Genomic DNA, 24,070 nt, shown 5'->3' with positions numbered 1-24,070 from the left:
CGATGGCGAACGCTGCCCTGCCTGACACGCCATTTCGCCTCCCGTCACCACCCTGACGGAAACGCTCCGTGCCTGTTCTTTCTGCCTCTCCCTACTACGGGTGTCTTACCCTCACGCACTGACACTCCATGCCGCACGGGTCGGTTCCATCCGCTACGGGCGAACAACCTCGGGCTCCCGCACCACCTCGGAACTCTCACGCACGCCCCCAGGTCAACCACAGGGAGCCATCGCGCGTCAACCGAACGTAACTCCCCACTCGTTCGGAAGTTGCTCCGGGCATGGCACCTCACCCGCGCCCCGCCGTCCCGGCCCCTGGACCGCGCTCGGCATCCCCGCCACACCAGTCGCGAGCCCCACACCGGCCACCCGTGTCCCGGGCCTCTCACGGGCCGCTGAGCGGCCCAGCCGCCCCGGACGCACCAGCCGCCGGGTGGCATGCCGTACGCGCGTGGTACGAACATCAGCTCGACTGGCCCACCGCCACTCCTCAGCGCCCAGCGGGCCCCGCTGATCCAGCAGATCCGGCGGGCCCAGCAGACCCGGCGGGCCCAGCCGTTCCGGGCTCCGCGTGCGAAGGCCCGGTCGAATTGCTGACCGGGCGGAAATTCGACGCGCTGGAGCTTCCGGCCGACGCGGGGTTCGCCGTGCTGCGCCGACTGCCGCCTACCGGCCCGGTCGCGGTCCACAGGCACCGCATGCTGGTGCTCGTGGCCGTGGGCAGCGCGGACGAGCTGCCCGGGCTGCTCGACTGGCTGGACTGGGGCGGTGTGCCCCTGGATCTGACGGCGCTGGGCGACGGCGGCCGCATGGCCGCACCCGCCCCCGTGGCCCTCGGGGGACGCGGCTCGGGGGAGGCCGCCTACTGGTTGCGGCCTCCCAGGCCGGGGTGCGAGCTAGAACCGGCGCTGCCCGCCCTCGGCCTCCGGCACGGGATGGGAGTCCGAGGGTTCCACGGCTTTCGGGGCTGTGAGGAAATTAAGGGCTTTCAGCGCAGAGCCGACGCCCCCGATCTGGTGCGACTGGTCAGCGCGGCGGCAACGGAATGCCACCGGACCCGGCTGCTCCGCGTTCAGCACGATGCCGACAGCGTTCAGCCGTTGGCCTTTTCGTACGCCTCACGCACGGTGGCCGGAACGCGACCGCGGTCGTTGACCTCGTAACCGTTCTCCTTCGCCCAGGCACGGATCTTCGCCGTGTCCTGGCTGCTGCTCGCACCGGCGCGGACCCGGCCGCGGCCACCTGCGGCACGGCCACCAGTACGGCGACCGCTCTTGGTGTAGGGCTCCAGAGCCGAACGGAGCTTGTCCGCGTTGGCCGTGGTGAGGTCGATCTCGTACGTCTTGCCATCCAGCGCGAACGTCACGGTCTCGTCGGCCTCGCCACCGTCGAGGTCATCGACAAGAAGGACCTGAACCTTCTGTGCCATTGGGGATTCCTTTCATGGATAAGGGATTACGGGGCATTAGCAAACCGCTTTTCCCGGGAAAACACAAACCCCCTGCGAAGGTTCAGCTGCGCATCCGCGTGGGAACACTCTGTTGCGGAGCTATGTGATAGGTGAGCGTTTCGGACATAGGGCCCGCGATCACAGTTGCAGAAGCATCCGGCTGTTGCCAAGGGTGTTCGGCTTCACCCGTTCGAGGCCAAGGAACTCAGCGACGCCCTCATCATAGGAACGCAGCAGCTCGCTGTAGACATCGCCGTCCACCGGCGTCTCCCCGATCTCTACGAACCCGTGCTTGGTGAAGAACTCGACTTCGAAGGTCAGGCAGAAAATTCGCCGAACGCCGAGCCATCGCGCTGTCTGCAACAGCTTGTCCAGTACTTGGTGCCCGATGCCGGTGCCGGTCACCGTCGGATGCACGGCGAGAGTGCGAACCTCGGCGAGGTCCTCCCACATGACATGGAGGGCACCGCAGCCAATGACCTCCGCGTCCTCGTCCCGTTCCGCGACCCAGAACTCCTGGATGTCCTCGTAAAGCGTCACCATCGCTTTGTCGAGCAGGATGCGCTCACCCACGTAGGCGTCGATGAGACGGCGCACGGCGGGAACATCGGCGGTGCGGGCTCGGCGGACGGTGACGACTTTTGATAGTGCGGACATGTCCGGACGCTATCGCCCCTCTTCGGCAGAGGCGTCGCCGGGCTCGTCGAGTTGTACGACACGCATGGCATCGCGCAGTGCTTCCCGCTGCTGATCGGACATCATCCCGAAGAACGCCACGAGCGCGGCTGCGGGGTTGTCGCTAGCGGACCACGCTTCGTGCATGAGTGCGGCAGCGTAGGCGGCGCGGGTGGAGACGGCCTCATATCGATAGGCACGGCCTTCTGCTTCTCGGCGCACCCAGCCCTTCTGGTGAAGGTTGTCCATTACCGTCATGACGGTGGTGTAGGCGATCGAGCGTTCCTGCTGAAGGTCTTCCAGCACTTCCCGAACGGTGACCGGGCGGTTCCACTTCCACACCCGCGTCATGACGGCGTCTTCCAGCTCTCCCATTGGTCGAGGCACATGGGGAATAATAGTGGCAGATGTCACGAATGCCCGTTTATTCGGGACGGAAAAAGGGCGCACGTTCCATGCCGGGTGAGCACGGCCCGTACGCCCTCGGGAGCACGCCAGGTCGCGGACTCAGACCTGCTGGCCCTTCGGCGCCGCGCCTTGGCGCGTCGCCTCCGCGTTCGCGAGCGCGGCGTCCACGGCGGCGTCCTCCTTGGCCTTGTTGGCGCCGCCCTGGCTCTTCACGATCGTCCTGATCAGCGCGATAAAGGCCACGGCCATCACTACGGACGGGACCAGCGCGGAGACATAATCCATGACTGTCGGCCTCCCTCTGCTAGAGGGCTACCAGATTACGGGGTGCGCACCGCCGCCCTTCGCCAGGGGCCCGCGAACCGGCCGGCGACCGATCAAAGGGTGGACGAACGGGCGAACGCGGTGGCCGTGTGCGTGCGCGCGTTCGGAGGCGGGCGTGAGCGCGTACGAGGTACGCGGGCGTGTTTCTGGGCGCGGGCGTGGGCTTGGGCTTGGGCTTGGGCGCGAGTCCGGCCCGGACGGTTCAGGCGGAGCTGAAGGCCAGGAGCGCGGGATGCTCGTCCTCTGCCGGGGGCGCCGGGCGGCGCTTCGGCGGGAAAGCCTCCGCGGGGGTCGGCACGGGGCGGCTGGGCTTCTCACCAGGAGCATCGGGAGACTTCCCGGGGGCGGGAGCCGGGGCAGGAGCGGCAGGAGGCTTGACAGGGGCCGGCTGGCGGGGCGGCTCCGGAGCCGCCGACCGCCGCTGCGTGGCGGACCTGCCGCCGGGCAGGGCGACGAGCCGCGCCCGCACCTCCAGCTCGGCGAGCCGCTCGCAGCGGTGCAGCAGCGTGCGGCGGCGGTCGGCCTCCTGGCCGCCCATCGCGCTCGCGCAGAGCGTGCGGAGCGCGGCGAGGTCTTCGGCGCCGGGCACATATCCAGCCGCCAGGGCGCTCCGCAGCTGCTCCAGATAGCTCGTGGCGGTGCCGGGCAGAGCGGCCCGGTAGCGGGCCAGCTCGTCCAGCAGGAAGGCCCTGAGCCGCCCGCCTTCGCGGGCCGCCTCGTCCACGGCCTCCGCCAAGCGCAGGATGTCCCGCGCCTCCTCGGCCCGGCCGGAGCCGGGGGTGGCCGGCCGCCGGTGTCCCGCCGCGGCGGGGATCAGTACGTCCGGCAGCGACGGAGGGCGGGCGGCGGAGGTGGTGAGGGTGTCGGAGACGGTGGCGGCGGGGATGGCGGAGGCGGCGGAGGCGTTGGTGCGAACGGCAGGAGGAGTGTGGACGGTGGCCGTTGTGCGGCTGACGGCGGACGTCGGTTCGAGGACGAGCGCGAGGGCACGTCGGAGCACGCGCAGTTCGTCTGCGCTGAACGCCATTCCGCCTCGCGAACCATAGGGCGTGGGCATGAAGCGACTTTAAGTGCTAAGCGGACAAATTTCGCTTAGCGCGCCACGTTGGGCGTGCCTTTGGTGTGCGTCCGCGAACGCACGGGTGCTTGGGTGCATGGTGCATGTGTGCGTGATGCATGGGTGCACGGCTGGGCAGGCGCCCGTGCACGGCTGGGGGCAGGCGCTCGTGCGCGCCCGCGCGTACGCCCGGTGCATGCGTGCACGGATACGCGGCCGGGCGGGCCGGCCGGATACGCGCGCCGGGCAGGTCGGCAGCGCCGTCGGGCCGTCTCTTACGGGGACTCCGCCTCGGCCCCCGCTCGGGGCTCCGGCGGGGCCCGCTGGGGGCGACGGCGTCGCTACATCCGCGTGACGTTCCGCTCGTACACCAGGCGCAGGCCGATCAGCGTCAGCCACGGCTCGTGCTCGTCGATGACCGACGCCTCGCCGAGGACCATCGGGGCGAGTCCGCCGGTCGCGATGACCGTGACGTCTTCCGGGTTGTCGGCCAGTTCCCTCGCCATGCGGGCGACGACGCCGTCCACCTGGCCCGCGAAGCCGTAGAGGATGCCGGACTGCATGGCCTCGACGGTGTTCTTCCCGATGACGCTGCGCGGGCGGGCCAGCTCGATCTTGCGCAGCTGGGCGCCCTTGACGCCCAGTGCCTCCACGGAGATCTCGATGCCGGGGGCGATGACCCCGCCGACGTACTCGCCGCGCGCGCTGACCGCGTCGAACGTCGTCGCCGTGCCGAAGTCGACGACGACGCAAGGGCCTTCGTACAGCTCGACCGCCGCCAGCGCGTTGATGATGCGGTCGGCGCCGACCTCCTTGGGGTGGTCCATCAGGATCGGCACGCCCGTCTTGATGCCGGGCTCGACCAGCACGGCGGGGACGTCCCCGTAGTAGCGGCGGGTGACCTCGCGCAGCTCGTGGAGGACGGAGGGGACCGTGGAGCAGATGGCGATGCCGTCGATGCCGTCACCGAGTTCGTCACCGAGCAGCGGGTGCATGCCCATCAGGCCCTGGAGCAGCACCGCCAGTTCGTCGGCGGTGCGGCGGGCGTCGGTCGAGATGCGCCAGTGCTCGACGATGTCCTCGCCGTCGAAGAGGCCGAGGACGGTGTGGGTGTTGCCTACGTCGATGGTGAGCAGCATCAGCCTTCGTCCTCCCGGAGGTCCAGGCCGATGTCGAGGATGGGCGAGGAGTGGGTGAGCGCGCCGACCGCCAGGTAGTCCACGCCGGTCGCGGCGTACTCGCGGGCGTTGGCCAGCGTGAGGCGGCCGGAGGATTCGAGCAGCGCCCGGCCTGCGACCAGCGCGACGGCCTCCCGCGTCTGCTCCGGCGTGAAGTTGTCGAGCAGGAGCAGGTCGGCGCCCTCAGCGAGGACGGCTTCGATCTGGTCGATACGGTCGACCTCGACCTCGATCGGCAGGTCGGGGAAGGCGCGGCGGACAGCGGTGAACGCCGCGGCCACGCCACCCGCGGCGACCACGTGGTTGTCCTTGATCAGCGCCGCGTCCGCCAGCGACATGCGGTGGTTGACCCCGCCGCCGCAGCGCACCGCGTACTTCTCCAGGGCCCGCAGCCCCGGCGTCGTCTTGCGGGTGTCCCGGACGGCGGCCTTGGTGCCTTCGAGGGCGTCGGCCCAGGCGCGGGTCGCCGTCGCGATGCCGGAGAGGCGGCACATCAGGTTGAGCGCGCTGCGCTCGCCGGTCAGCAGGTCGCGGGTGCGGGTGCGGACGGTGAGCAGCTTGTCCCCGGGGGCGACCCGGTCGCCGTCCTCGGCGTGCCGCTCGACCTCGAACGCGTCCGTACAGACGACGGACAGGATGGCCTCGGCGATGCGCAGCCCGGCGACGGTCCCCGCCTCGCGGGCCGTGAAGTCGCCCGTGGCGACCGCGTCCGCGGGAATGGTCGCCACGGTCGTCACGTCCACGCCCCCGTCGAGATCCTCGTCGATCGCCATGTGGGCGATGTCCTCGACCTGGACGGGGTCGAGCCCGGCGCCGAGCAGAAGGGCGGCGAGGTCGGGGTCGAGCCCGCATTCCATGGGATCGAGTTCGTACGGCTCGCCGTCAGGACCGGCGCCGCAGCCACAGGCGTCACCGCAGCCGCCCCCGGCTGGCTCCGCTCCCCCGGCGGCCGGGCCACCGATCTGTAGCAGCGAGGGGTCCACTGGCGTCGGGCTGTCGTCGGCGGTGCTCACGGTCACGGCTCCAGAGGGGGATCGGCGGGGCGGTCGGGCGTCACAGCGGTGTGGGAGGTGCCGCGTGGGGTGGCCGGGGCGGCATGGGGACCGGCGGCGGCCGCCGGGGTGTGCGCCGCGCCGGGGCCATATCGTACGGGCGGGAAGGCCGGGCTTTGTGTGGTGCTGACGGCCAGCGACCGGTCCGGCCGCAGGGTCACCAGGAGATGGCGGCGCCATACGTCGTCGTCCCGCTCGGGGTGGTCCTCCCGCCAGTGGCAGCCGCGCGTCTCCTCCCGGCGCAGTGCGGCGGCGACCAGGACCCGGGCGACGAGGAGAAGGTTGGTCGCCTCCCAGGTGTCGACTCCGGGCTCGGCCGTCTTCCCGTCGGCTTCGAGCGCTTCGGCCGCGTCCTGGTGGATGGCGGCCAGCCGCTCGGCTGCCCGGCCCAGGCTCTCCGCCGAGCGCAGGACCCCGGCACCGGCGGTCATGATGCGCTGGACGGCGAACCGGGCCTCGGGCGCGAGCAGCGGGGCCGGCGGAGCGGGTTCCGCAGACAGCCGCGAGTCCGGCCGTGAGTCCGGCTGTGAGTCCGGCTGCGGGCCGGTCGCGCCGATGGGGGCGGGGGTGCGTGCCGGAGCATCCGCTTCCGGTTCCGTTTCCGCTGCTGTCGGCACGATGTCGGCCGCGATGCGCTCGGCGAAGACCAGACCCTCAAGCAGGGAGTTGGACGCGAGCCGGTTCGCGCCGTGCACTCCCGTACAGGCGACCTCGCCGCACGCGTACAGGCCGGGCACCGTCGTACGGCCGCGCAGGTCGGTCCGTACACCGCCACTGGCGTAGTGGGCGGCGGGCGAGACCGGGATCGGCTCGGTCACCGGGTCGATGCCGTGCGCGCGGCAGGCGGCGAGGATCGTCGGGAAGCGGTGCTCCCACATGGGCGCGCCGAAGTGCCGGGCGTCGAGGAACATGTGCTCCGCGCCCTGCTCGCGCATCCGGCGCATGATGCCCTTGGCGACGATGTCGCGCGGGGCCAGCTCCGCCAGCTCGTGCTGGCCGACCATGAAGCGTGTGCCGCCGGCGTCCACGAGATACGCGCCCTCGCCGCGGACCGCCTCCGAGACGAGGGGCTGCTGCCCCTCGGCGTCCGGGCCGAGCCACAGCACCGTCGGGTGGAACTGCACGAATTCGAGGTCGGAGACCTCGGCACCGGCGCGCAGGGCCAGGGCGACGCCGTCGCCGGTCGAGACGGCGGGGTTGGTCGTCGCGGAGAAGACCTGCCCCATGCCACCGGTGGCCAGCACGACGGACGGCGCGCGGACGGCGCCGACACCGTCCCGCTGCCCCTCCCCCATGACGTGCAGGGTGACGCCCGCCGCATGGCCCCGGTCGTCCTTGAGCAGGTCGAGAACGAGCGCGTTCTCGACGGTCTCGATGCTGCCGTGGCCCGGCCGCCCGGCCCGGCCCGGCCGCTGCCCCTGGTCGGAGTGCCCGTCGGCTGGGGGCGCGCCCGCCGCGCGAACCGCTTCGACCAGCGCTCGGGAGATCTCCGCCCCGGTCGCGTCGCCGCCCGCGTGCGCGATACGGCGCCGGTGGTGGCCGCCTTCACGGGTCAGCAGGATCTCGCCGGTCCCGCTGTCGCTGTCGAACCGCGCCCCGGTCTCGATCAGCCGGTGGACGGCTCCTGGACCCTCGGTGACCAGGGCGCGCACGGCGTCCTCGGCGCAGAGCCCGGCACCGGCGACGAGGGTGTCCTCCTGGTGCTGCTCAGGGGTGTCGCCGTCGCCGAGAGCCGCGGCGATGCCGCCCTGTGCCCAGCGGGTGGAGCCGTCGTCGAGCCTGGCCTTGGTCACGACGATGACGGAGGCTCCGGCGGCGGCGCAACGCAGCGCGACCGTCAGTCCGGCGACGCCCGAGCCGACGACCACGACGTCGGCTTCGATGGCCCAGCCGGGGGCGGGTGCGTGCAGGCGTATGCCACTGCCCGCACCGCCACGGGTGCTCGTCATGAGGTGACTCCGAACTCCGCGAACTCCAGGCGGACGTTGTCGATGAGGCGTGTGCTGCCGACCTTGGCGGCGACCGCGAGTACGGCCTCCCCCTGGAAGTCGTCGGCGGCCTCGGTGAAATGGGCGGGATCGACCAGCGCGACGTAATCGAGCGCGAGCGGCGGGTCCAGCGCGGCGGCCTCGTCCAGGACGACCCGCGCGGCGTCCCGTACGAGAGCGGGTCGGGCGACATCCCGCGCGAGCTCGGGAACGGTGGCGGCCGCTGTGCCCACCGAGGCCAGCGCGTCCCGCCCCGCGAAGAGGGCCCGGGACAGGGCGAGGGCCGTCGTCCGTTCCTCGGCGGAGAGGAAGCGGTTGCGGCTGGAGAGGGCGAGGCCGTCGGCCTCGCGGACGGTCGGGGCGCCGACGATCTCGACGGGGAAGTTCAGGTCGGCGGCCATCCGGCGGATCAGCGCGAGCTGCTGCGCGTCCTTCTCGCCGAAGAAGGCGATGTCGGGGCGGGTGAGGTGGAGCAGCTTGGCGACGACGGTGAGCATCCCGTCGAAGTGCCCGGGGCGCGAGGCTCCCTCGTACCGCTCGCCCATGGGACCGGCCGTGATCCTGACCTCGGGCTCGCCGCCGGGATACACCTCGTGCACGGGCGGCGCGAGGACCGCGTTCGCCCCGGCCTCGGCAGCGACCCGCAGGTCGGCGTCGAGCGTGCGCGGATAGCGGTCGAGGTCCTCCCCGGGACCGAACTGCAGCGGATTCACAAAGACGGTGACCGTCACGAGGCCCTTGGCGCCGACCCTCTCGCGGGCGGCGCGGATGAGGGAGGCGTGGCCCTCGTGCAAGGCGCCCATCGTCATGACGACGGCGGCGCGCCCTGGGATGGCGAACTGGGCGAGGGCGTCATGGAAGTCGCTGACGTTGTCGAACAGCTCGACGTCAGGCTCTCCGGGTTGGGCCTTGCCCCACAGCCGAGGGCTCATCGGCCGCCTCCACTGGTTCCGTTGGTGCTGTCCGTGCCGCTGGGGCCGTTGGGCCCGTCGTCGCCCTGGTTCGCCAGCACCCCGAGCAGGTCCTCGGCGAACTCGGGCTTGAGCAGGCCATGCGCGAGCGCCCGGTCCGCCGTCGTACGTGCCATCGCCAGATAACCGGCGACGGCCTGCGGCGCGTGCTTACGCAGCTCCGCCACATGCGCCGCCACCGTGCCCGCGTCGCCGCGCGCGACCGGCCCGGTCAGCGCGGCGTCACCACTGCGCAGCGCGTTGTCCAGGGCCGCGCCGAGCAGCGGGCCCAGCATCCGCCCCGGCGCGGAGACGCCCGCTTCGCGCAGCAGCTCCATCGACTGGGCGACCAGCGTGACCAGGTGGTTCGCACCGATGGCGAGGGCCGCGTGATACAGCGGACGGGCGTCTTCCGCGATCCACTCGGGCTCGCCGCCCATCTCGATGACCAGCGCCTCGGCCGCGAGCCGCAGCTCCTGCGGCGCGGTCACGCCGAACGAACACCCCGCGAGCCGGTCCACGTCCACGGCCGTCCCCGTGAACGTCATGGCGGGATGCAGGGCGAGCGGCAGCGCTCCCGCCCGCAGCGCCGGGTCGAGGACGGCGGTCCCATACCGCCCCGAGGTGTGCACGAGCAGCTGTCCCGGCCGCACGGCGCCGGTCTCCACCAGGCCCTCGACCAGGCCGGGGAGGGCGTCGTCGGGCACGGTGAGCAGGACGAGCTCGGCGCGGGCCAGCACCTCGGCGGGCGTGACCAGCGGCACGTCGGGCAACAGGGCCGCCGCCCGGCGGACCGAGGCGTCGGAGACGCCCGAGGCGGCGACGGGACGATGCCCCGCAAGGCGCAGCGCGGCGACCAGCGCGGGGCCGACGCGACCGGCACCGACGACTCCGACGGTGAGCCGCGCGGGCCGGTCTTGCGGGTCAGAGAGCTGCTGTGCGTTCACTGGGAGACGGCCTTCCGTTCCAGTCCGCAGGGGGTACCGGACGATTCAGCGCCATGCTACGCGAGTGCTCCCGACCATCCCCAGGACCGTCCCTTGCCTGTGGATAACCTCCGGACGCCCGCCGACTCCGGCAGGGAAAAGCCGAAGGCGGAGGCCCGAGCCGTGCTCGTCACCCCCGCCCCGGGTCCTCCCCGAACCGCCCGTCCGGCGGCTCCCTTACTCCCCGGTTACTCCTCGGTCACTCCGCCGGTCGCTCCCGAGCGGCTGCCCCGCTACTACGTCCCGGCGCCGCGTCCTGCCGTCGCCCCCATACGCACACGGGCCCCTGCGAGCCCGTGCGCCCCCGTACGCACACCAGTGCCCGCAGACCCACGCGGGACCCTCGTCGCGGTGGCCGTCAGCGGGTCTGCCAGCGGGTCTGCCAGCGCGTCCGTCCGTAGATCCGACCGTGAAGCCGTCCGTAGATCCGTCCGTGGGTCCGTCCATGGGTCCGCGCTCCCCGGCAGGGCGTCCGCGCTGCCCCGGGTCAGCGGCCGCAGCCACTTCGTCAGGGCGCCGCGCAGGGCGCGGAGCAACCGCAGGCCGCGGCCCTGGTCGAGGGTGCGTTCCGCGACCACCGTCTGGAACTTCCGGTACTCCCTGAACTCTGCCATGACCCGCCAGTCGTGGCGTCCCGGCGCGGGCGGGGCCTGCTCGTTGTGCTGTGCGGCGCGGTACAGGTCCAGTGCGTATTGCTGTGTGAGGCTCATGTCCCACACCCTGCGGCGGCTCACCGACGACGTGCGCGTCGATTGACGAACGCCGTCAAGTGTCGCCGGTCCCCGTCGGACGCGGTGCACAGTAGTGCTGTGAGTGTGACGATCGACATCGCTGGACTGCCCCCGGAGCGCATCACGTTCGCTCCGTCCCCGCTGGCCGAGCTGGGTGCGGCGCTGCATGCCCTCGCCGAACCCGCGCACCATCCTGGGCTGCACAGCTGGGCGACAACCACCGCCTGTTCGCTCAAGCCCGACCTCGCCGACCGGCTCCAGGAAGCGGATTTCCTGTGGCGCTCGGCACGGTCCGACATCCTGCTGCCGCCCGCTCCCGGCGCCACCCTCGCCGAGGATCTGGACGAGCTCGACCGTATGCCCGACGAGACGTTCGTGACCGCCGCGCTGGAGATCTCCTGCAGGGCCGGATACGGGGGGCTGGCGCCGGGGCCGCTCACGGACCCGCGAGAACGGGAGCGGGCGCGCGAGCGAGCGGCAGCCCGGGGTCCGGCCCAGGCGGCGTTCGTCGACCGGCTACTGGCCGACCCACCCGCCGTACGAACGTGGTTGCGGCGCCTCCTGGAGGACTGCGACCAGGCGTTCTTCAACGACACGTGGCAGCGTGTGCGGTTCCAGCTGGCCGCCGACGCCCGCCACAAGGGTGAGCTGCTGCGTCACAAGGGACTGTCGGACGCGCTGACCGACGTCTCCGCCGCTCTCACCCTGGACACGGACAACCAGCGCATCGTCGTCGACAAGCTCCAGCAAGGGCAGACGACGGCACGGCTGCCCGGCGAGCGGAGCGGCATCACCTTCCTGCCCACCGCCTTCGGCTGGCCCCATGTGATCGTGCTGTACACCGCGGGCTGGCGGCCCGTCATCCAGTACCCGGTGGCCTCCCCCGAACTGCCCCGCCCGCAGGCGCTTGAGGTGGTCCAGCGGCGGATGGAAGCGGTCGCCCACCCGGTACGGATGCAGCTGTGCCGGACCCTGGCGCGGGGACCGCACACCACAGGCGAACTGGCAGCGGCACACGGCCTCACCCCGCCCGAGGTGTCACGGCACATCGCGCTGCTGAAGAAGGCCGGGCTGCTGACGACGCGGCGACGCGGCCGGTACGTACTGCACCAGCTCGACGTGACGCTGGTGGCCCGGCTGGGAAGCGACTTCCTGGAGGGCGTGCTGCGCTGAGCTGCGCGGGCCCGCGAAAGGGGGCGGGGCGCTTCAGCTCACGGGGGCTCCCAGCTCGCGGAGGCTTTCAGGTTGCCGGGGCGCTCCAGGCCGGGTCGCGGCCGACGAGGGCGAGGAACCGGTCGAGCTCGGACGCCTCGGCGGCGGCCGGGATCACCGGCGCGAAGGACGCGCCCGGTCCGCGCTGGTCCAGGGACGCGGGTATCCGCTCGGCGAACCGCAGCGCCGCCGCCACCGCCTCGGCGTCCGGCTCATACGCGACGCCGAGCGCCTTGGCGAAGTCCCAGCCGTGGGCGACGGAATCCACGAGGTGCAGGGTGAGGGCGACCTTGCCCGGGAACGCGCCGAACTCGCGCACGGTCATCTGCCGCTCCAGCACGCCCGGCCCGTCGAAGGCGGCCAAGGCGGCCCGTACCGATTCCGCGTAGGCGGCGTACGGATCGTCGCCGAGCGCGCCACTGTCCCAGTCTTCGGCCTGGCCCTCGCGGGCGGCTGTGGCGAAGGCGGTGTTCTCGCTGATCTGGTGGCGCAGCAGATCAGCGAGGTCCCAGGCCGCGCAGGGGGTGGGGCGGGTGAGGTCGGCGGTGGTCAGACCGCCCAGGATCTTGTCAATGGTGGCCAGAGCACGGCGATCAAGCTCACGAACGTCCATGGCGCGCACGGTAGCCGGGCGCGTCCCTCGCCTGCCTGCCATTTCCCGACGTCTTTCGCGGGTAGCCGCGGAGCCGCGTACCGGTACGCCCGCGTACCCGCGCGTGCTCCGCGTCTCCACGGCCACCCGCCCCCCGACTACCGCGGGAACTACTGCGGGACTACTGCGGCAGGCCGCCCGCCCGCACCACACCCGTCTCGTACGCGAGCACGACGACCTGCACCCGGTCGCGCAGGCCCAGCTTGGTGAGTATCCGGCCGACGTGCGTCTTCACCGTGGCCTCGGACAACACGAGCCGAGCCGCTATCTCGCCGTTCGACAGGCCCTGCGCCACGAGCATCATGACCTCGCGCTCCCGCTCGGTCAGCTTGCTGAGTTCGGCGCGACCCGGTTCGTTCCCGCCGCTGCTCGGCAGCATCGGCGTGAACCGGTCCAGCAGCCGACGCGTCGTGCTCGGCGCGACGACCGCGTCACCGCTGTGCACGGCGCGGATGGCGGTGAGGAGTTCCGCCGGAGGCACGTCCTTGAGCATGAAGCCCCCGGCGCCTGCCTTGAGCGCCGAGAACGCGTACTCGTCGAGGTCGAACGTGGTGAGGATGAGCACCCTGGGCGCGCCCTCGGCCTTGCAGATCCGACGCGTCGCCTCCACACCGTCCAGCCTCGGCATCCGGACGTCCATCAGGACGACGTCCACCGCCGTGGACCGCAGCACCTCCAGCGCCTCCAGGCCGTCTCCGGCCTCGGCGACGACCTCCATGTCGGGCTGGGCTGCGAGCACCATCCGGAAGCCAGTACGTAGAAGTACCTGGTCATCGACGAGCATTACGCGGATCGGCATCTGGTTCGGTCCTTCTCTCGTGGCGGAGCGGCGAGCTGGGGCGCGGGGTGCGGACTGGCGGGGACTGGCGTGGGGGGCAAGGTGCAGGGGGCAGGGGCTGAGGGCCGACGTCGGAGCGGCGGAGCGGCGGAGGAAGCCAGTCGTGGGGACCCGCATCACCTCATCGAGCGGGTTTGAGCGGCAGCACCGCACTGACCCGGAAGCCTCCGCCCTTGCGCGGTCCCGCGTCCAGACTGCCCCCGACCATCCCGACCCGCTCGCGCATCCCGATCAGCCCGTGTCCGAGGCCGTCCTCGCCGCCAGCCTCGTACAGCTCGCGCTGCGCGCCCCGGCCATCGTCCTCTATGAGGAGATCGAGTTCGGTGTCGGCGTAGGTCAGGCGGACCATGGCGCCCGCGTGCCGCCCACCGTGCTTGCGTGTGTTGGTCAGCGCCTCCTGCACGATGCGGTACGTGGTCAGCTCGACGCCGCTGTCCAGCGGGCGCGGGTTCCCCTCCACCTTGAAGTCGACGGGGAGGCCCGCGCCGCGCACCTGGTCGATCAGCTCGGTGAGCTGCTCGACGCCGGGCTGCGGCACGTACTCACCGCCCTCCGCATGCTCACCCGTGCGCAGCACGCCCAGCAGTCGCCGCATTTCGGCGAGCGCCTGCCGACCGGTGCCTGAGATCGTTTCCAGGGCTTGCTTGGCCTGGTCAGGGGCGGCGTCGAGGACGTAGGCGGCGCCGTCTGCCTGCACCACCATCACCGAGACGTTGTGCGCGACGACATCGTGCAGCTCGCGCGCGATGCGGGCGCGCTCACCGGCGACCGCGACCTTCGCCTGCGCCTCACGTTCCCGTTCCAGGCGCGCGGCCCGCTCCTCCAGCTGGGCGTAGTACGCACGGCGGGTGCGGATCGAGTCGCCGAGCACCCAGGCGAGGACGAACGGGATGGTGGTGAAGACCGTGGAGACGAGGGCCTGCCAATGGCTGGCGTTGCCTTCTTGCCCTGGCCACCTGATGGTGGCGATGGTCGGCGCGAGCAACCCGCCGACGAGCCCCAGCCGGGAAGCCCAGAGCGCCCCGTCAGCGGCGCACGTGTAGATGATCACCAGCATGGCGAAGTCGGCGGGGTTGATGTCGACATTCGCCACGAGCTGGGCGACACCACAGGTCGCCACCAGGAGCATCATCTTCTCGGGGGCCCGTCGGCGAAGCGCGACGACCAGGCACAGAGCGAGTGTGATGGGCACAGCCATGAGGCGCGGCTCACGGCCCATCTCCGCCTCGACAAGCCACACGCAAGCGAGACCGAACAGCATCACAGCCCAGAAGCTGTCGACACCTGTCGGATGCCTGCGGAGAAAATCGTAGAGGCGCTGCACGTAACCCAGCGTAGGCAGATGAAGTACGTGCAGGGGTCAACCGGACGGTCGATCCGGAAGCGGTGCGTGTACTCCGCAAGGTGGAGACCGACCGCTCGGTATCCTCCTGGGAGCCCCCACGTCAGCCCTCCCTGACCGGGCTTTCCGGAGCCTGGGCGACCGGGGGAAGGGGCTGGACGCGCGCCCGGCACGGGGCGAAGCGGAAGCCGCCGGCGAGGGCGGGCGAAAGCCGCGCGACACTGGATCGAGCGGGTGCCCGGGCAGCAGCCGAATTGACGACACGGACACCTGGATGGACGGTCACCAGGACACTGACCGGTGGACGGACGCTCACCAGGACACTGACCGGCTGACCGCCCAGAGGCTGACTGGCCGGGTGCACGGGCGGATGCGCGGATGGGCGGGCGGATGGAAGGCAGGCGGCAGCGGGTGGCTTCGGCAGAGGCGGCGGACGACCGGACCGGCGAGACCAGTGAGAACGGCGAGAACGGCGAGACCGGCGAGGTGGACGGAATCGGCGAGATCGCTGAGATCGCCGAGATCGGCAGTACCGACCTCACCGGCGAGGCTGGCGCGGCTGGGGAAACTGATGAGGTCCGTGGGGCCACACGCCCCGATGGCGGGGCCGAGGACGGCGACGGGGACGGGGATGTAGACGGGGACGGGGACGGGTGGGTCGGCTGGCGCGTAGCGGCCGAGGCGGCGCTGTACGGGCCAGCGGGCTTCTACCGCCGCCCCGAAGGCCCCACTGGCCACTTCCGCACCTCCGTACACGCCTCCCCGCTGTACGCGCGCGCGGTCGCGGAGCTGCTGACCCGGGTCGACGAGCAGCTGGGCCACCCTGCCGAACTGGCGCTCGTGGACGTCGGCGCCGGGCGCGGCGAACTGTTGTCAGGCGTGCTCACGGTGCTGGACCGTTCGGGTCGGGCTGTCGGCAGTCCGGTCGGCGGCCAGGCCGCCGCCGAGCCCTCTCCCCCGTCGGCTCCCACCGCCCAGCGGCACGGCTCCGACGCCGGTCCTGGGGGTCTGCCGTCGCCCGCGCCCGCGCCCTCGGCTCTCGGCGCCCGGCTGCGTCTGTACGCCGTGGAACGCGCGGCCCGGCCGGATGGGATCGATCCCCGGATCACCTGGCTCGACGCGCTCCCCTCGCCTGGTTCGCTGACCGGACTGCTGCTCGCCAACGAGTGGCTGGACAACGTGCCGGTCGATGTCGTCGAGGTCGGCGCCGACGGCATCCCGCGCCGCGTGCTCGTGGCTCCCGGCGGGGAGGAACGCCTCGGGGCTCCGGTCACGGGCACCGACGCCGCGTGGCTGAGCCGCTGGTGGCCGCTCGGCCCGGAGCCAGGGCTGCGCGCCGAGCCGGGAACGCCCCGCGACATCGCCTGGGCCGGTGCCGTACGGGCCCTGCGGTCCGGCCTCGCCATCGCGGTCGACTACGCGCACGAACGCCCGGCCCGGCCGCCCTTCGGCACCCTGACCGGCTTCCGCGACGGCCGCGAGGTGCGGCCCGTGCCGGACGGCACATGCGACCTGACCGCGCACGTCGCCCTGGACGCCTGCGCGGCGGCGGGCGCAGCGGCGGTGATGACGGGCGCGGAGGGCGACCCGTCCGGCGCGGACACCGGCACCGGTACCGGCACTGGCACAGGCACGACCACCGACGCGGGCACTGGCGCCGGCACCGGCTCGGGCGTGGGCGCACACGCGGCCACCGGCGCGGGCGCGTCCGCCGGTGTGCCCGTCCTGCTGTCCCAGCGGGACGCGCTGCGCGCGCTCGGCGTCGAGGGGCGGCGCCCGCCCCTGACGCTCGCCAGCACCGACCCCACCGGGTACGTACGGGCTCTGAGTGCGGTGGGCGAAGCAGCGGAATTGACCGACCCGGCCGGGTTGGGCGGCTTCAGCTGGCTGTGTCAACCAGTGGGCCCCTGCGATCTCGGCACCGTACTCCCAGTGCGGCCCACACCCGCCGTACGGACCGTTTCCCCGCGCCCTGGCTCCCCGCAGCCAGGACCGCTCAGCGCCCCGGACTCCTCGCCGTGAGCATCCCGTCCTGGGACGGCCACCAGTCTCGCGGGAGGAGCTGACAAACTAGTGCCCATGACGGAGACGACGGTCGGCATCGGTGGTGGGGCGGAGAGCACTGACATGGTGCTCAACATCGGCCCCCAGCACCCGTCCACGCACGGCGTGCTGCGGCTGCGGCTCGTGCTCGACGGCGAGCGCATCCAGCAGGTGGAGCCGGTGGTCGGCTATATGCACCGGGGCGCGGAGAAGTTGTTCGAGGCGCGCGACTACCGCCAGATCATCGTGCTCGCCAACCGGCACGACTGGCTCTCCGCCTTCTCCAACGAGCTGGGCGTCGTTCTCGCTGTCGAGCGCATGCTCGGCATGGAGGTCCCCGAGCGCGCCGTGTGGACGCGGACCCTGCTCGCTGAGCTGAACCGCGTGCTCAACCACCTGATGTTCCTGGGGTCGTACCCCCTCGAACTGGGTGGAATCACTCCGGTCTTCCACGCCTTCCACGAACGTGAGGAACTGCAAGCGGTCATGGAGGAGGTGTCCGGCGGCCGGATGCACTTCATGTTCAACCGGGTCGGCGGCCTCAAGGAAGACCTCCCGGCGGGTTGGCTCGGACGCGCACGGCACGCGGTGGCACAGGCGCAGGCGCGGATGGACGTGTACGACGGGCTGGTGCTCGGCAACGAGATCTTCCGGGGGCGGACGCGCGACGTGGGCGTGCTCTCGCCGGAGGCGGTGCACGCGTACGGGGTCAGCGGGCCCATCGCCCGCGCCTCCGGCGTCGACTTCGACCTCCGCCGGGACGAGCCGTATCTGGCGTACGGCGAACTGGCCGACACCCTGCGAGTCGTCACCCGCCACGAGGGGGACTGCCTGGCCCGCTTCGAATGTCTGCTGGACCAGACGCACAACTCACTCGACCTCGCGAACGCCTGCCTGGACCGGATCGCCGAACTGCCTCCCGGCCCCATCAACCAGCGGCTGCCCAAGGTGCTCAAGGCCCCGGAGGGGCACACCTACGCGTGGACGGAGAATCCTCTCGGCCTGAACGGCTACTACCTCGTCTCCAAGGGCGAGAAGACTCCGTACCGGCTCAAGCTGCGCTCCGCCTCGTACAACAACATCCAGGCACTGACGGAGCTGCTGCCCGGCACGCTCGTCGCCGACATGGTCGCGATCCTCGGTTCGCTGTTCTTCGTCGTCGGCGACATCGACAAGTAACGGCAAGCAACAACACCTGACACGGCGCCGCGCAGCCAAGGCGACCGAGGGCGGCCCCCGGGGGAACTTCCACCACCCGTCGAGGCATCGGCTCGAATCGCCGACTCGGCGCTCCGGCGCGCACCAGCTCGGATGCCGGCGCGCCCCCCGCCCAGCAGAAGCCACGCGCGCAAGCCAGTCCAGTCCTGCCTGCCTGCCTGCCTGCCTGCCTACGAGACGGCCCCGCGCAGCTCCGCCACGTCAATCACTTCGGTCTCGTCGTGCGCCGTGAGGTCGATGACCTCGTCGGAATCAGCCGGGGCCTTCGCGTGGGCGCCGTCCGTGCCCGCGCTCACCGCCGCGCGGTCCGCCCCGACTGCCTCTGCGCCTACGCCGTCAGTACGGACACCGTCCCCGACATCGCCTCCAGCGCCGATACGGTCGTCGGCGCCGGTCCGGCCATCGGTCTCGATACGGGCATCGGTGACGGTTCCCGTACGGGCGCCGGCGGCAGCGTCGGAGTCGGCCAAATCGATCGCCAGGCCGGTCCCCTGCGCCGCGCGACGGGCCGCGTGATCGGCGAGGGCCTCCGCGCCCACGACGTCAGCGAGGTCTTCCTCCAGCGCCGGGCTGGGCTCCTGAGCGGTGGCGGAACCCTGCGCGGCGGGTGTGCCTTGCTGGGTACCGAAGAAGTCGAAACCACCAGCGGCCCGGGAGGCGGACCTCCGCTGAAGCCCGGCGTACGGGCCGCCCTCCGGCGACTGCGGCATGATCGCGGCGGCGGCCGGCACCTTGCCGCCCTGCCCCAGCGCCGTAGGCGTGCCCACGGGCTTCATTCCGGCGTCCGCGCCAACTGCCTCGACCGACCCAGCCTTCACGCCCGAACCAGCAACGCCATCCGAGCCGGCAGCACCCTCCAAGTCGGTGGAGCCGTCCGCGACGACAGGCCCATCCAAAGCGACCGCGACAGCCGAAGCAGCGGTAGCAGCCGAAGCGACCGCAACAGCCGACTCCGCCGCAGCGGCCGAATCCGCTGAGCCATCGGCTCGTGTGTGTTCCCGGTCGCCGTCGGTGTAGACGCCACCGCCCGTACCCGGACGACCTGCCGCCGATCCCGCCCTCAACGCTGGCAACAGCTCGGGCCCCGGCTCCTCGTCCGCCTCCGGACCCGACTCCGGCGTCGGCTCTGCGGACGCGTGGTCCACGGACTCGCGGTCTGCCGACGTACGGTCCGCCGACGCGCGGTCCGCCGACCTACGGCCTGCGGGCATGCGGTCTGCCGACATGCGGTCTGCGGGCACGCGGTCCGGAGCGGGACGGCCTGCGGCCCCCGGCCCCTCAGTCGCCCTTCCCGCCTCGGACTCAGCGCCGGCCACCTGCCATTGCTGCTTCTGCTTCTGCTTTCCCTGCTGCTCCTGCTCCTGCTGCTGCCGCTGCTGGGCGGCGTTGCGCGACAGATCGCGCAACGCGACGGCCGCTCGGCGGTACGCGATCGGTCCCACAGCCACCGCGTCCGCCGCAGCCGACACACCGGGAACGACATCCGGGCCCGCGCCCGTCGCCGGTCCACGCGGCGCGTCCGACGAAGGCGCGGTGCCCGCGGCGCCAGTCGCCGTACGGGCCGCCGGGATCGACGCCGACGCGGTGTCCCGCGTGGTGGGCTCGGCGCCACGACCGCGTGCGGGGGCGGCCTCCAGCGCGAGGCGGCGGCGGAGTTCCAGCGCCTTGGCGCGCTCCGTCTCGGCGGTCGCGTAGCGGCGGAGCAGCGCGGCGTGCTCGTTGCGCAGCCGGGCCAACTCGGTGCGCTTCGCCCGCAGCTTGGCTTCGAGTTTGGCGCGGACCGCGCGGGATTCGTCGGCCGTCGCTTCCAGTTCGGCGACGCGTTCCTCGGTCCGCCACTCTTCGCGCAGTTGCGCGCTGTTCAGGTCCGCGACACGTTTGCCCGCCGCGTTGTCCCAGTGGCGCAGTAGCACCGCGCCGACGATCGCGGCGACCGCGGCGGCCGTGGCCAGCGAGCGGATGATGACGGGCTCGCCGACCAGCCAGGCAGCGACCGCGCAGGCAGTGGAGACGCCTGCGACGGACAGCGGTGGGAGCAGCCGGTGCAGAGGTGGGGAATGGCGGTGGCGTCCACGTGGCATGGCCTAAAACTTACCGTGCGCACGGCGTTCTTCGCTGCCCGCCCGGCAATCTTTCCCAGCCGATTACTTCTTGAGCAATCCCTTCTTCTTCAGATAGTCCTTGGCGACATCTGCGGGCTTCTGCCGCTCCGCGTCCACCTTCCGGTTCATCTCGGCCAAGTCCTCCGTCGTCAGTACCCGCGTGAGCTTGTCGAGAGCCACCTCGATCTTGCGGTGACCGGCGTCCTTCTTGTTCACCACGGGGAGCACGTTGTCGGCATTCTGCAGGCCCTTGTCGTCTGCCAACAGGACGAGTCCGAAGTCCTCAAGGGTGGCGTCGGTGGTCGTGGTCAGCAGCATGTCGTCGGAGCCGTCCTTGACGGCCTGCTTGGACTGGACGGTCCCGACGCCCTTCGGATCGACCCCGGTGACGTCGATGCCGTACGTCTTCTTCAGTCCCGGTTCGCAGAACGGGCGCTGGACGCACTCGTCACCCGCCGCCAATTTGATCTTCAGGTTTGCCTTGCCGACATCCGAAAGCGTCTTGAGGTTGTTCTTCTCGGCGAACTCCTTCGTCACCGCGAAGGCGTTCTGGTCGACCGCGTCGCCCGCGGAAAGGACCTTGAGACCGCGTGGTTCGGCGAGCTTCTTCAGGGCTTCCACAGTCTTGTCGGCGTCATCCGAGGCGACTGGATTCTTCTCGGGCGCCTGGGAGCCGTTCTGCTTGGCGTTGAGAAATTCGGCAAGCGTAGCCGCGTATTCCGGTACGACGTCGATCTGCCCCTTCTCCAGGGCCGGTTCGTACAGTTCGCGCGCCTTGAGCGGCTGGATCGACACCTTGTAACCGGCGTCGCCGAGCATCCGCGCGTACAGCTCGGCCATGATCTTGAACTCGGTGAAGCCCGCGGCTCCGACGACGACCGAGCCCTTGCCGCCCTTGGCCGTGTTGGAGTCCTCCAGGCTCTTGCCGCCGTAGCCGACGACCACGCCCGCGAGCGCCACGACGGCGGCCGCGCCGCCCGCGGCGAACTTGACCGCGGTCGCCGGGGCCATCCGCTCCTCCGCGCGGTGCGCGCGCTCCGCGCGGCGGCGCGCCACGAGGACCGACCTCGGTACCGGGGTCAGCAGCCGCTCGGCCACCACCAGCACGCCTTCCACCAGCAGCGCGAGCCCGGCGACGAGCACGGCACCCGCGACGACCTGCGCCGAGTTGTAGGTGTTGAAGCCCGCGGTGATGATCCGGCCAAGCCCGCCGCCGCCGGGCAGCGCGGCGAGCGTCGTCGTCGCGACGACCTGCACGGCGGCCGACCGTACGCCCGTCATGATCAACGGGAAGGCGAGCGGGATCTCCACCCGGCCGAGCAACTGCCAGCCCGACATGCCCATGCCCCGCGCGGCCTCGATCACATCGCGGTCGGCCTCGCGCATGCCGACGTACGCGTTGGTCAGCAGCGGTGGCACCGCGAAGAGCACCAGCGCGATGATCGTCGGCAGGTCGCCGTGCTTGCCGAGCGGTGTGAGCATCAGCACCACGAGCACGGCGAACGTCGGGACGGCACGCCCCGCGTTGGAGATGTTGACGGCGAGCGCGCCGCCCTTGCCGATGTGGCCCAGATAGAGAGCCAGGGGCAGGGCGATGGCACAGGAGATGGCAAGGCACACCACGGTGAGGTACATGTGCTCGCCGAGTCGGTGCCATACGCCGTTGGTGCCCGCCCAGTTGGCGCTCGCTGTCAGCCAGTCCCAGGCTCCGGTGATGTCGTCCATGCCCCCTCAGCCCGCCTTCGCCACGCGCGCCACGCGCCGGGTCTTCGCCCGCGCCTGGCCGTCACCGCCGGACCGGCCCCTGGTCCACGGCGTCAGCAGCCACTGCACGCCGAGCAGCAGCACGTCAGCGACCACGGCGAGGACGACGCAGATGGCCGAGGCCGTCAGCACCTGCGCCTTGAAGAAGCTGTCCATGCCGTCGTAGATGAGGTTGCCAAGGCCGCCGAAGCCGACGATCGCGCCGACCGTGGTGAGCGACACGGTGGACACCGTGGCGATGCGCACACCGGCCATGAGAGCGGGCAGCGCGAGCGGCAGCTCCACGCCGAACAGCAGCCGCGCCGGGCCATATCCCATGCCCCGCGCGGCTTCCCGCGCCTCGGCCGGGACCGACTCAAGGCCCGCCAGGATGTTGCGCACGAGCACGGTCAGGGAATAGAGCACCAGGCCCGTCACCACCACCGAGGCCGACACCCCGAAGACCGGCATGAGCAGGGCGAACATGGCCAGCGACGGCACCGTGTACAACACAGTCGTCAGGCCGAGCACCGGGCCCGCCGCCGCCCGCCACCGGCGGGCGAGCAAGGCCAGCGGGAAGGCCACCAGCAACCCGATCGCCACCGACACGAGTGTGATCCAGACATGCTGGACAGTCGCGTCCGTCAACTCCTGACTGCGCGTGCGGACATACTCGCCGCAGATCCAGTCGTTCGCCGCCAGACAGCCTTTCGCACTCACGTCCGCCCACCTCCCCCGCCCGTGTCGTTCAATGCCTGGCGACCCTATCTCTGAGCACTGACAATCGAGCCCGGCCGCCACGAGACGGCAACATGTTCTTCAAGGAGTCCGGCCACAATGGGGAGCCATGATCCGTTTCGAGCACGTCACCAAGCGCTACGCCGATGGCACGACCGCGGTGGACGACCTGTCTTTCGAGGTCGCTGAGGGCGAGCTGGTCACGCTCGTCGGACCGTCCGGCTGCGGCAAGACCACGACCATGAAGATGGTCAACCGGCTCATCGAGCCGACCAGCGGCCAGATCCTTCTGGACGGGGAGGACATCGCGGGCATCGACCCGGTGCGGCTGCGGCGGCGCATCGGGTACGTGATCCAGCAGGTCGGCCTCTTCCCGCACAAGAGCGTGCTGGAGAACACCGCCACGGTGCCGCATCTGCTGGGCTGGCAGCGCGGCAAGGCGCGCGAACGCGCCGCCGAACTCCTCGACCTTGTCGGACTCGACCCCTCCGTATACGGCGACCGCTACCCCGACCAGCTCTCCGGCGGCCAGCGGCAGCGCGTCGGGGTGGCCCGCGCGCTCGCCGCCGACCCGCCCGTGCTGCTGATGGACGAGCCGTTCGGCGCGGTGGACCCCGTCGTACGCGAACATCTCCAGAACGAGTTCCTGCGGCTCCAGTCGCAGGTCCGCAAGACCGTTCTCTTCGTCACGCACGACATCGAGGAGGCGGTCCGGCTCGGCGACCGGATCGCGGTGTACGGGGAAGGGAAGATCGAGCAGTTCGACGCTCCGGCAGCGGTCCTCGGCGCCCCCGCCACGCCGTACGTGGCCGACTTCGTCGGCGCCGACCGTGGCCTGAAGCGGCTGTCCGTCACGCCGATCGAGCCGGGCGACCTCGAACAGCCCCCGGTCGTGCACCTCGACGACCCGCTGCGGGAGGCCGCCGCCCGGCTGACGGCGGAGGGCGCCCGCTGGGCGGTCGTCCTGGACACCGACGACAACCTGCACGGCTGGATCGTCGCCGACGCCACCACACCCGGGGACGGCGGCCTGACGGGCACGGTCAAACAGCACGCCCGCCGCATGGAGGCATGGCTTCCGGTCGGCTCGTCCCTCAAGCAGGCGTTCAGCACCATGCTGCAGAACGACGCCGGCTGGATCGCGGTCCTCGACGGCGACCGCTTCCTCGGCGTCCTGACCCCGGCCCGGCTGCACGAGGCCCTGCGCCGCTCGATCGACGCCGACGCGAACGCCATTCCTCGCGAGGCGGTGGAACTTCAGACGATCGCCGACGTCTAGTGAGGCCGTGTCCGGCGGTCGCGCTGGGGGAGCCCCCGTCCGTGCGTCGCGAACTGCGGGGTACGTCGTGGCTGGTCGCGCAGTTCTCCGCGCCCCTGACGGGG

22 protein-coding genes and 1 pseudogene are annotated in these 24,070 nt (G+C 71.6%); 5 read left to right on the top strand and 18 right to left on the bottom strand.

The genetic code is table 11. The annotated features are described in order from the left end of the window. The first annotated feature begins 371 nt into the window (after positions 1 to 371). Positions 372 to 1,163: an SCO3374 family protein gene (locus AC5P1B_RS26775; RefSeq protein ID WP_493890297.1), complete on the top strand. Its 792-nt coding sequence runs from the start codon at positions 372 to 374 to the stop codon at positions 1,161 to 1,163. Here AC5P1B_RS26775 and AC5P1B_RS26770 read toward each other — a convergent pair. The 11 genes from AC5P1B_RS26770 to AC5P1B_RS26720 form a co-directional block, all read right to left on the bottom strand. Beyond that, positions 1,094 to 1,429 (bottom strand): histone-like nucleoid-structuring protein Lsr2, encoded by a 336-nt coding sequence (locus AC5P1B_RS26770; protein WP_176162477.1) that lies wholly within the window; start codon positions 1,427 to 1,429, stop codon positions 1,094 to 1,096. The two genes, AC5P1B_RS26775 and AC5P1B_RS26770, sit on opposite strands and share 70 nt — an antisense overlap. A gap of 159 nt (positions 1,430 to 1,588) precedes the next feature. After that, on the bottom strand, positions 1,589 to 2,107 hold the full coding sequence (locus AC5P1B_RS26765; protein ID WP_493890296.1) for an amino-acid N-acetyltransferase: 519 nt from the start codon (positions 2,105 to 2,107) through the stop codon (positions 1,589 to 1,591). 9 nt (positions 2,108 to 2,116) lie between these two features. Continuing rightward, entirely contained in the window at positions 2,117 to 2,512 is a 396-nt protein-coding gene (locus AC5P1B_RS26760) for a BlaI/MecI/CopY family transcriptional regulator (RefSeq protein WP_493890367.1), read from the bottom strand. 120 nt (positions 2,513 to 2,632) lie between these two features. Next, positions 2,633 to 2,818 carry a hypothetical protein gene (locus AC5P1B_RS26755; protein ID WP_493890294.1) on the bottom strand — a complete coding sequence of 62 codons (186 nt, stop codon included), beginning with the start codon at positions 2,816 to 2,818 and terminating at the stop codon, positions 2,633 to 2,635. Positions 2,819 to 3,059: 241 nt separating this feature from the next. Next, positions 3,060 to 3,914 carry a hypothetical protein gene (locus AC5P1B_RS26750; protein ID WP_493890293.1) on the bottom strand — a complete coding sequence of 285 codons (855 nt, stop codon included), beginning with the start codon at positions 3,912 to 3,914 and terminating at the stop codon, positions 3,060 to 3,062. A 341-nt stretch (positions 3,915 to 4,255) separates the two neighbouring features. After that, positions 4,256 to 5,053 (bottom strand): type III pantothenate kinase, encoded by a 798-nt coding sequence (locus tag AC5P1B_RS26745; protein WP_493890291.1) that lies wholly within the window; start codon positions 5,051 to 5,053, stop codon positions 4,256 to 4,258. Further along, the gene (gene nadC, locus AC5P1B_RS26740) at positions 5,053 to 6,105 is read right to left on the bottom strand and encodes a carboxylating nicotinate-nucleotide diphosphorylase (RefSeq protein WP_493890289.1); all 1,053 of its coding nucleotides are present in this window, start codon (positions 6,103 to 6,105) and stop codon (positions 5,053 to 5,055) included. Before nadC ends, AC5P1B_RS26745 begins: the two co-directional genes overlap by 1 nt. A 2-nt stretch (positions 6,106 to 6,107) precedes the next feature. Continuing rightward, positions 6,108 to 8,093, bottom strand: a complete 1,986-nt coding sequence (locus AC5P1B_RS26735; RefSeq protein WP_493890287.1) for an L-aspartate oxidase — start codon at positions 8,091 to 8,093, stop codon at positions 6,108 to 6,110. Further along, a complete protein-coding gene (gene panC, locus AC5P1B_RS26730; protein WP_493890286.1) occupies positions 8,090 to 9,064 on the bottom strand; it encodes a pantoate--beta-alanine ligase in 975 nt (324 codons plus the stop codon). Before panC ends, AC5P1B_RS26735 begins: the two co-directional genes overlap by 4 nt. Next, on the bottom strand, positions 9,061 to 10,029 hold the full coding sequence (locus tag AC5P1B_RS26725; protein ID WP_493890285.1) for a Rossmann-like and DUF2520 domain-containing protein: 969 nt from the start codon (positions 10,027 to 10,029) through the stop codon (positions 9,061 to 9,063). The genes panC and AC5P1B_RS26725 overlap by 4 nt, the downstream gene beginning before the upstream one ends. Before the next feature lie 275 nt (positions 10,030 to 10,304). Beyond that, the gene (locus tag AC5P1B_RS26720; RefSeq protein WP_493890284.1) at positions 10,305 to 10,778 is read right to left on the bottom strand and encodes a hypothetical protein; all 474 of its coding nucleotides are present in this window, start codon (positions 10,776 to 10,778) and stop codon (positions 10,305 to 10,307) included. Positions 10,779 to 10,877: 99 nt separating this feature from the next. Here AC5P1B_RS26720 and AC5P1B_RS26715 point away from each other — a divergent pair, with 99 nt between their 5' ends. Further along, positions 10,878 to 11,972: a DUF5937 family protein gene (locus tag AC5P1B_RS26715; protein WP_493890283.1), complete on the top strand. Its 1,095-nt coding sequence runs from the start codon at positions 10,878 to 10,880 to the stop codon at positions 11,970 to 11,972. A gap of 67 nt (positions 11,973 to 12,039) precedes the next feature. Here the strand turns inward: AC5P1B_RS26715 and AC5P1B_RS26710 are convergent, their stop codons facing one another. The 3 genes from AC5P1B_RS26710 to AC5P1B_RS26700 form a co-directional block, all read right to left on the bottom strand. Further along, the gene (locus tag AC5P1B_RS26710; RefSeq protein WP_493890282.1) at positions 12,040 to 12,624 is read right to left on the bottom strand and encodes a TIGR03086 family metal-binding protein; all 585 of its coding nucleotides are present in this window, start codon (positions 12,622 to 12,624) and stop codon (positions 12,040 to 12,042) included. Between the two features lie 160 nt (positions 12,625 to 12,784). Beyond that, positions 12,785 to 13,462, bottom strand: coding sequence for a response regulator (locus AC5P1B_RS26705; RefSeq protein WP_493890281.1), 678 nt, complete (start codon positions 13,460 to 13,462; stop codon positions 12,785 to 12,787). A 160-nt stretch (positions 13,463 to 13,622) separates the two neighbouring features. After that, positions 13,623 to 14,825 carry a sensor histidine kinase gene (locus tag AC5P1B_RS26700; RefSeq protein ID WP_493890280.1) on the bottom strand — a complete coding sequence of 401 codons (1,203 nt, stop codon included), beginning with the start codon at positions 14,823 to 14,825 and terminating at the stop codon, positions 13,623 to 13,625. Between the two features lie 705 nt (positions 14,826 to 15,530). Between AC5P1B_RS26700 and AC5P1B_RS26695 the strand changes: the two genes are divergently transcribed. Both AC5P1B_RS26695 and AC5P1B_RS26690 read left to right on the top strand, forming a co-directional pair. Next, positions 15,531 to 16,865 (top strand): SAM-dependent methyltransferase, encoded by a 1,335-nt coding sequence (locus tag AC5P1B_RS26695; RefSeq protein ID WP_493890365.1) that lies wholly within the window; start codon positions 15,531 to 15,533, stop codon positions 16,863 to 16,865. A gap of 57 nt (positions 16,866 to 16,922) precedes the next feature. Then, positions 16,923 to 18,065 (top strand): NADH-quinone oxidoreductase subunit D, encoded by a 1,143-nt coding sequence (locus AC5P1B_RS26690; protein WP_493890279.1) that lies wholly within the window; start codon positions 16,923 to 16,925, stop codon positions 18,063 to 18,065. Between the two features lie 209 nt (positions 18,066 to 18,274). Here AC5P1B_RS26690 and AC5P1B_RS26685 read toward each other — a convergent pair whose 3' ends face one another. The 4 genes and pseudogenes from AC5P1B_RS26685 to AC5P1B_RS26670 form a co-directional block, all read right to left on the bottom strand. Continuing rightward, positions 18,275 to 20,185: a hypothetical protein gene (locus AC5P1B_RS26685; RefSeq protein ID WP_493890278.1), complete on the bottom strand. Its 1,911-nt coding sequence runs from the start codon at positions 20,183 to 20,185 to the stop codon at positions 18,275 to 18,277. A 63-nt stretch (positions 20,186 to 20,248) separates the two neighbouring features. Beyond that, positions 20,249 to 21,217 carry an ABC transporter substrate-binding protein gene (locus AC5P1B_RS26680; RefSeq protein WP_493890364.1) on the bottom strand — a complete coding sequence of 323 codons (969 nt, stop codon included), beginning with the start codon at positions 21,215 to 21,217 and terminating at the stop codon, positions 20,249 to 20,251. A 150-nt stretch (positions 21,218 to 21,367) separates the two neighbouring features. Further along, positions 21,368 to 21,841: pseudogene (locus tag AC5P1B_RS26675) on the bottom strand (ABC transporter permease); the annotation flags it as partial. Positions 21,842 to 21,937: 96 nt separating this feature from the next. Then, complete coding sequence (locus tag AC5P1B_RS26670; protein ID WP_493890277.1) at positions 21,938 to 22,669, bottom strand: ABC transporter permease; 732 nt, start codon at positions 22,667 to 22,669, stop codon at positions 21,938 to 21,940. Between the two features lie 127 nt (positions 22,670 to 22,796). Between AC5P1B_RS26670 and AC5P1B_RS26665 the strand changes: the two genes are divergently transcribed. Next, positions 22,797 to 23,966 (top strand): ABC transporter ATP-binding protein, encoded by a 1,170-nt coding sequence (locus tag AC5P1B_RS26665; RefSeq protein ID WP_493890276.1) that lies wholly within the window; start codon positions 22,797 to 22,799, stop codon positions 23,964 to 23,966. Positions 23,967 to 24,070 lie beyond the last annotated feature (104 nt).

Source organism: Streptomyces sp. A01, assembly GCF_059026195.1.
This window is presented reverse-complemented; position numbering and strand designations above follow the sequence as displayed.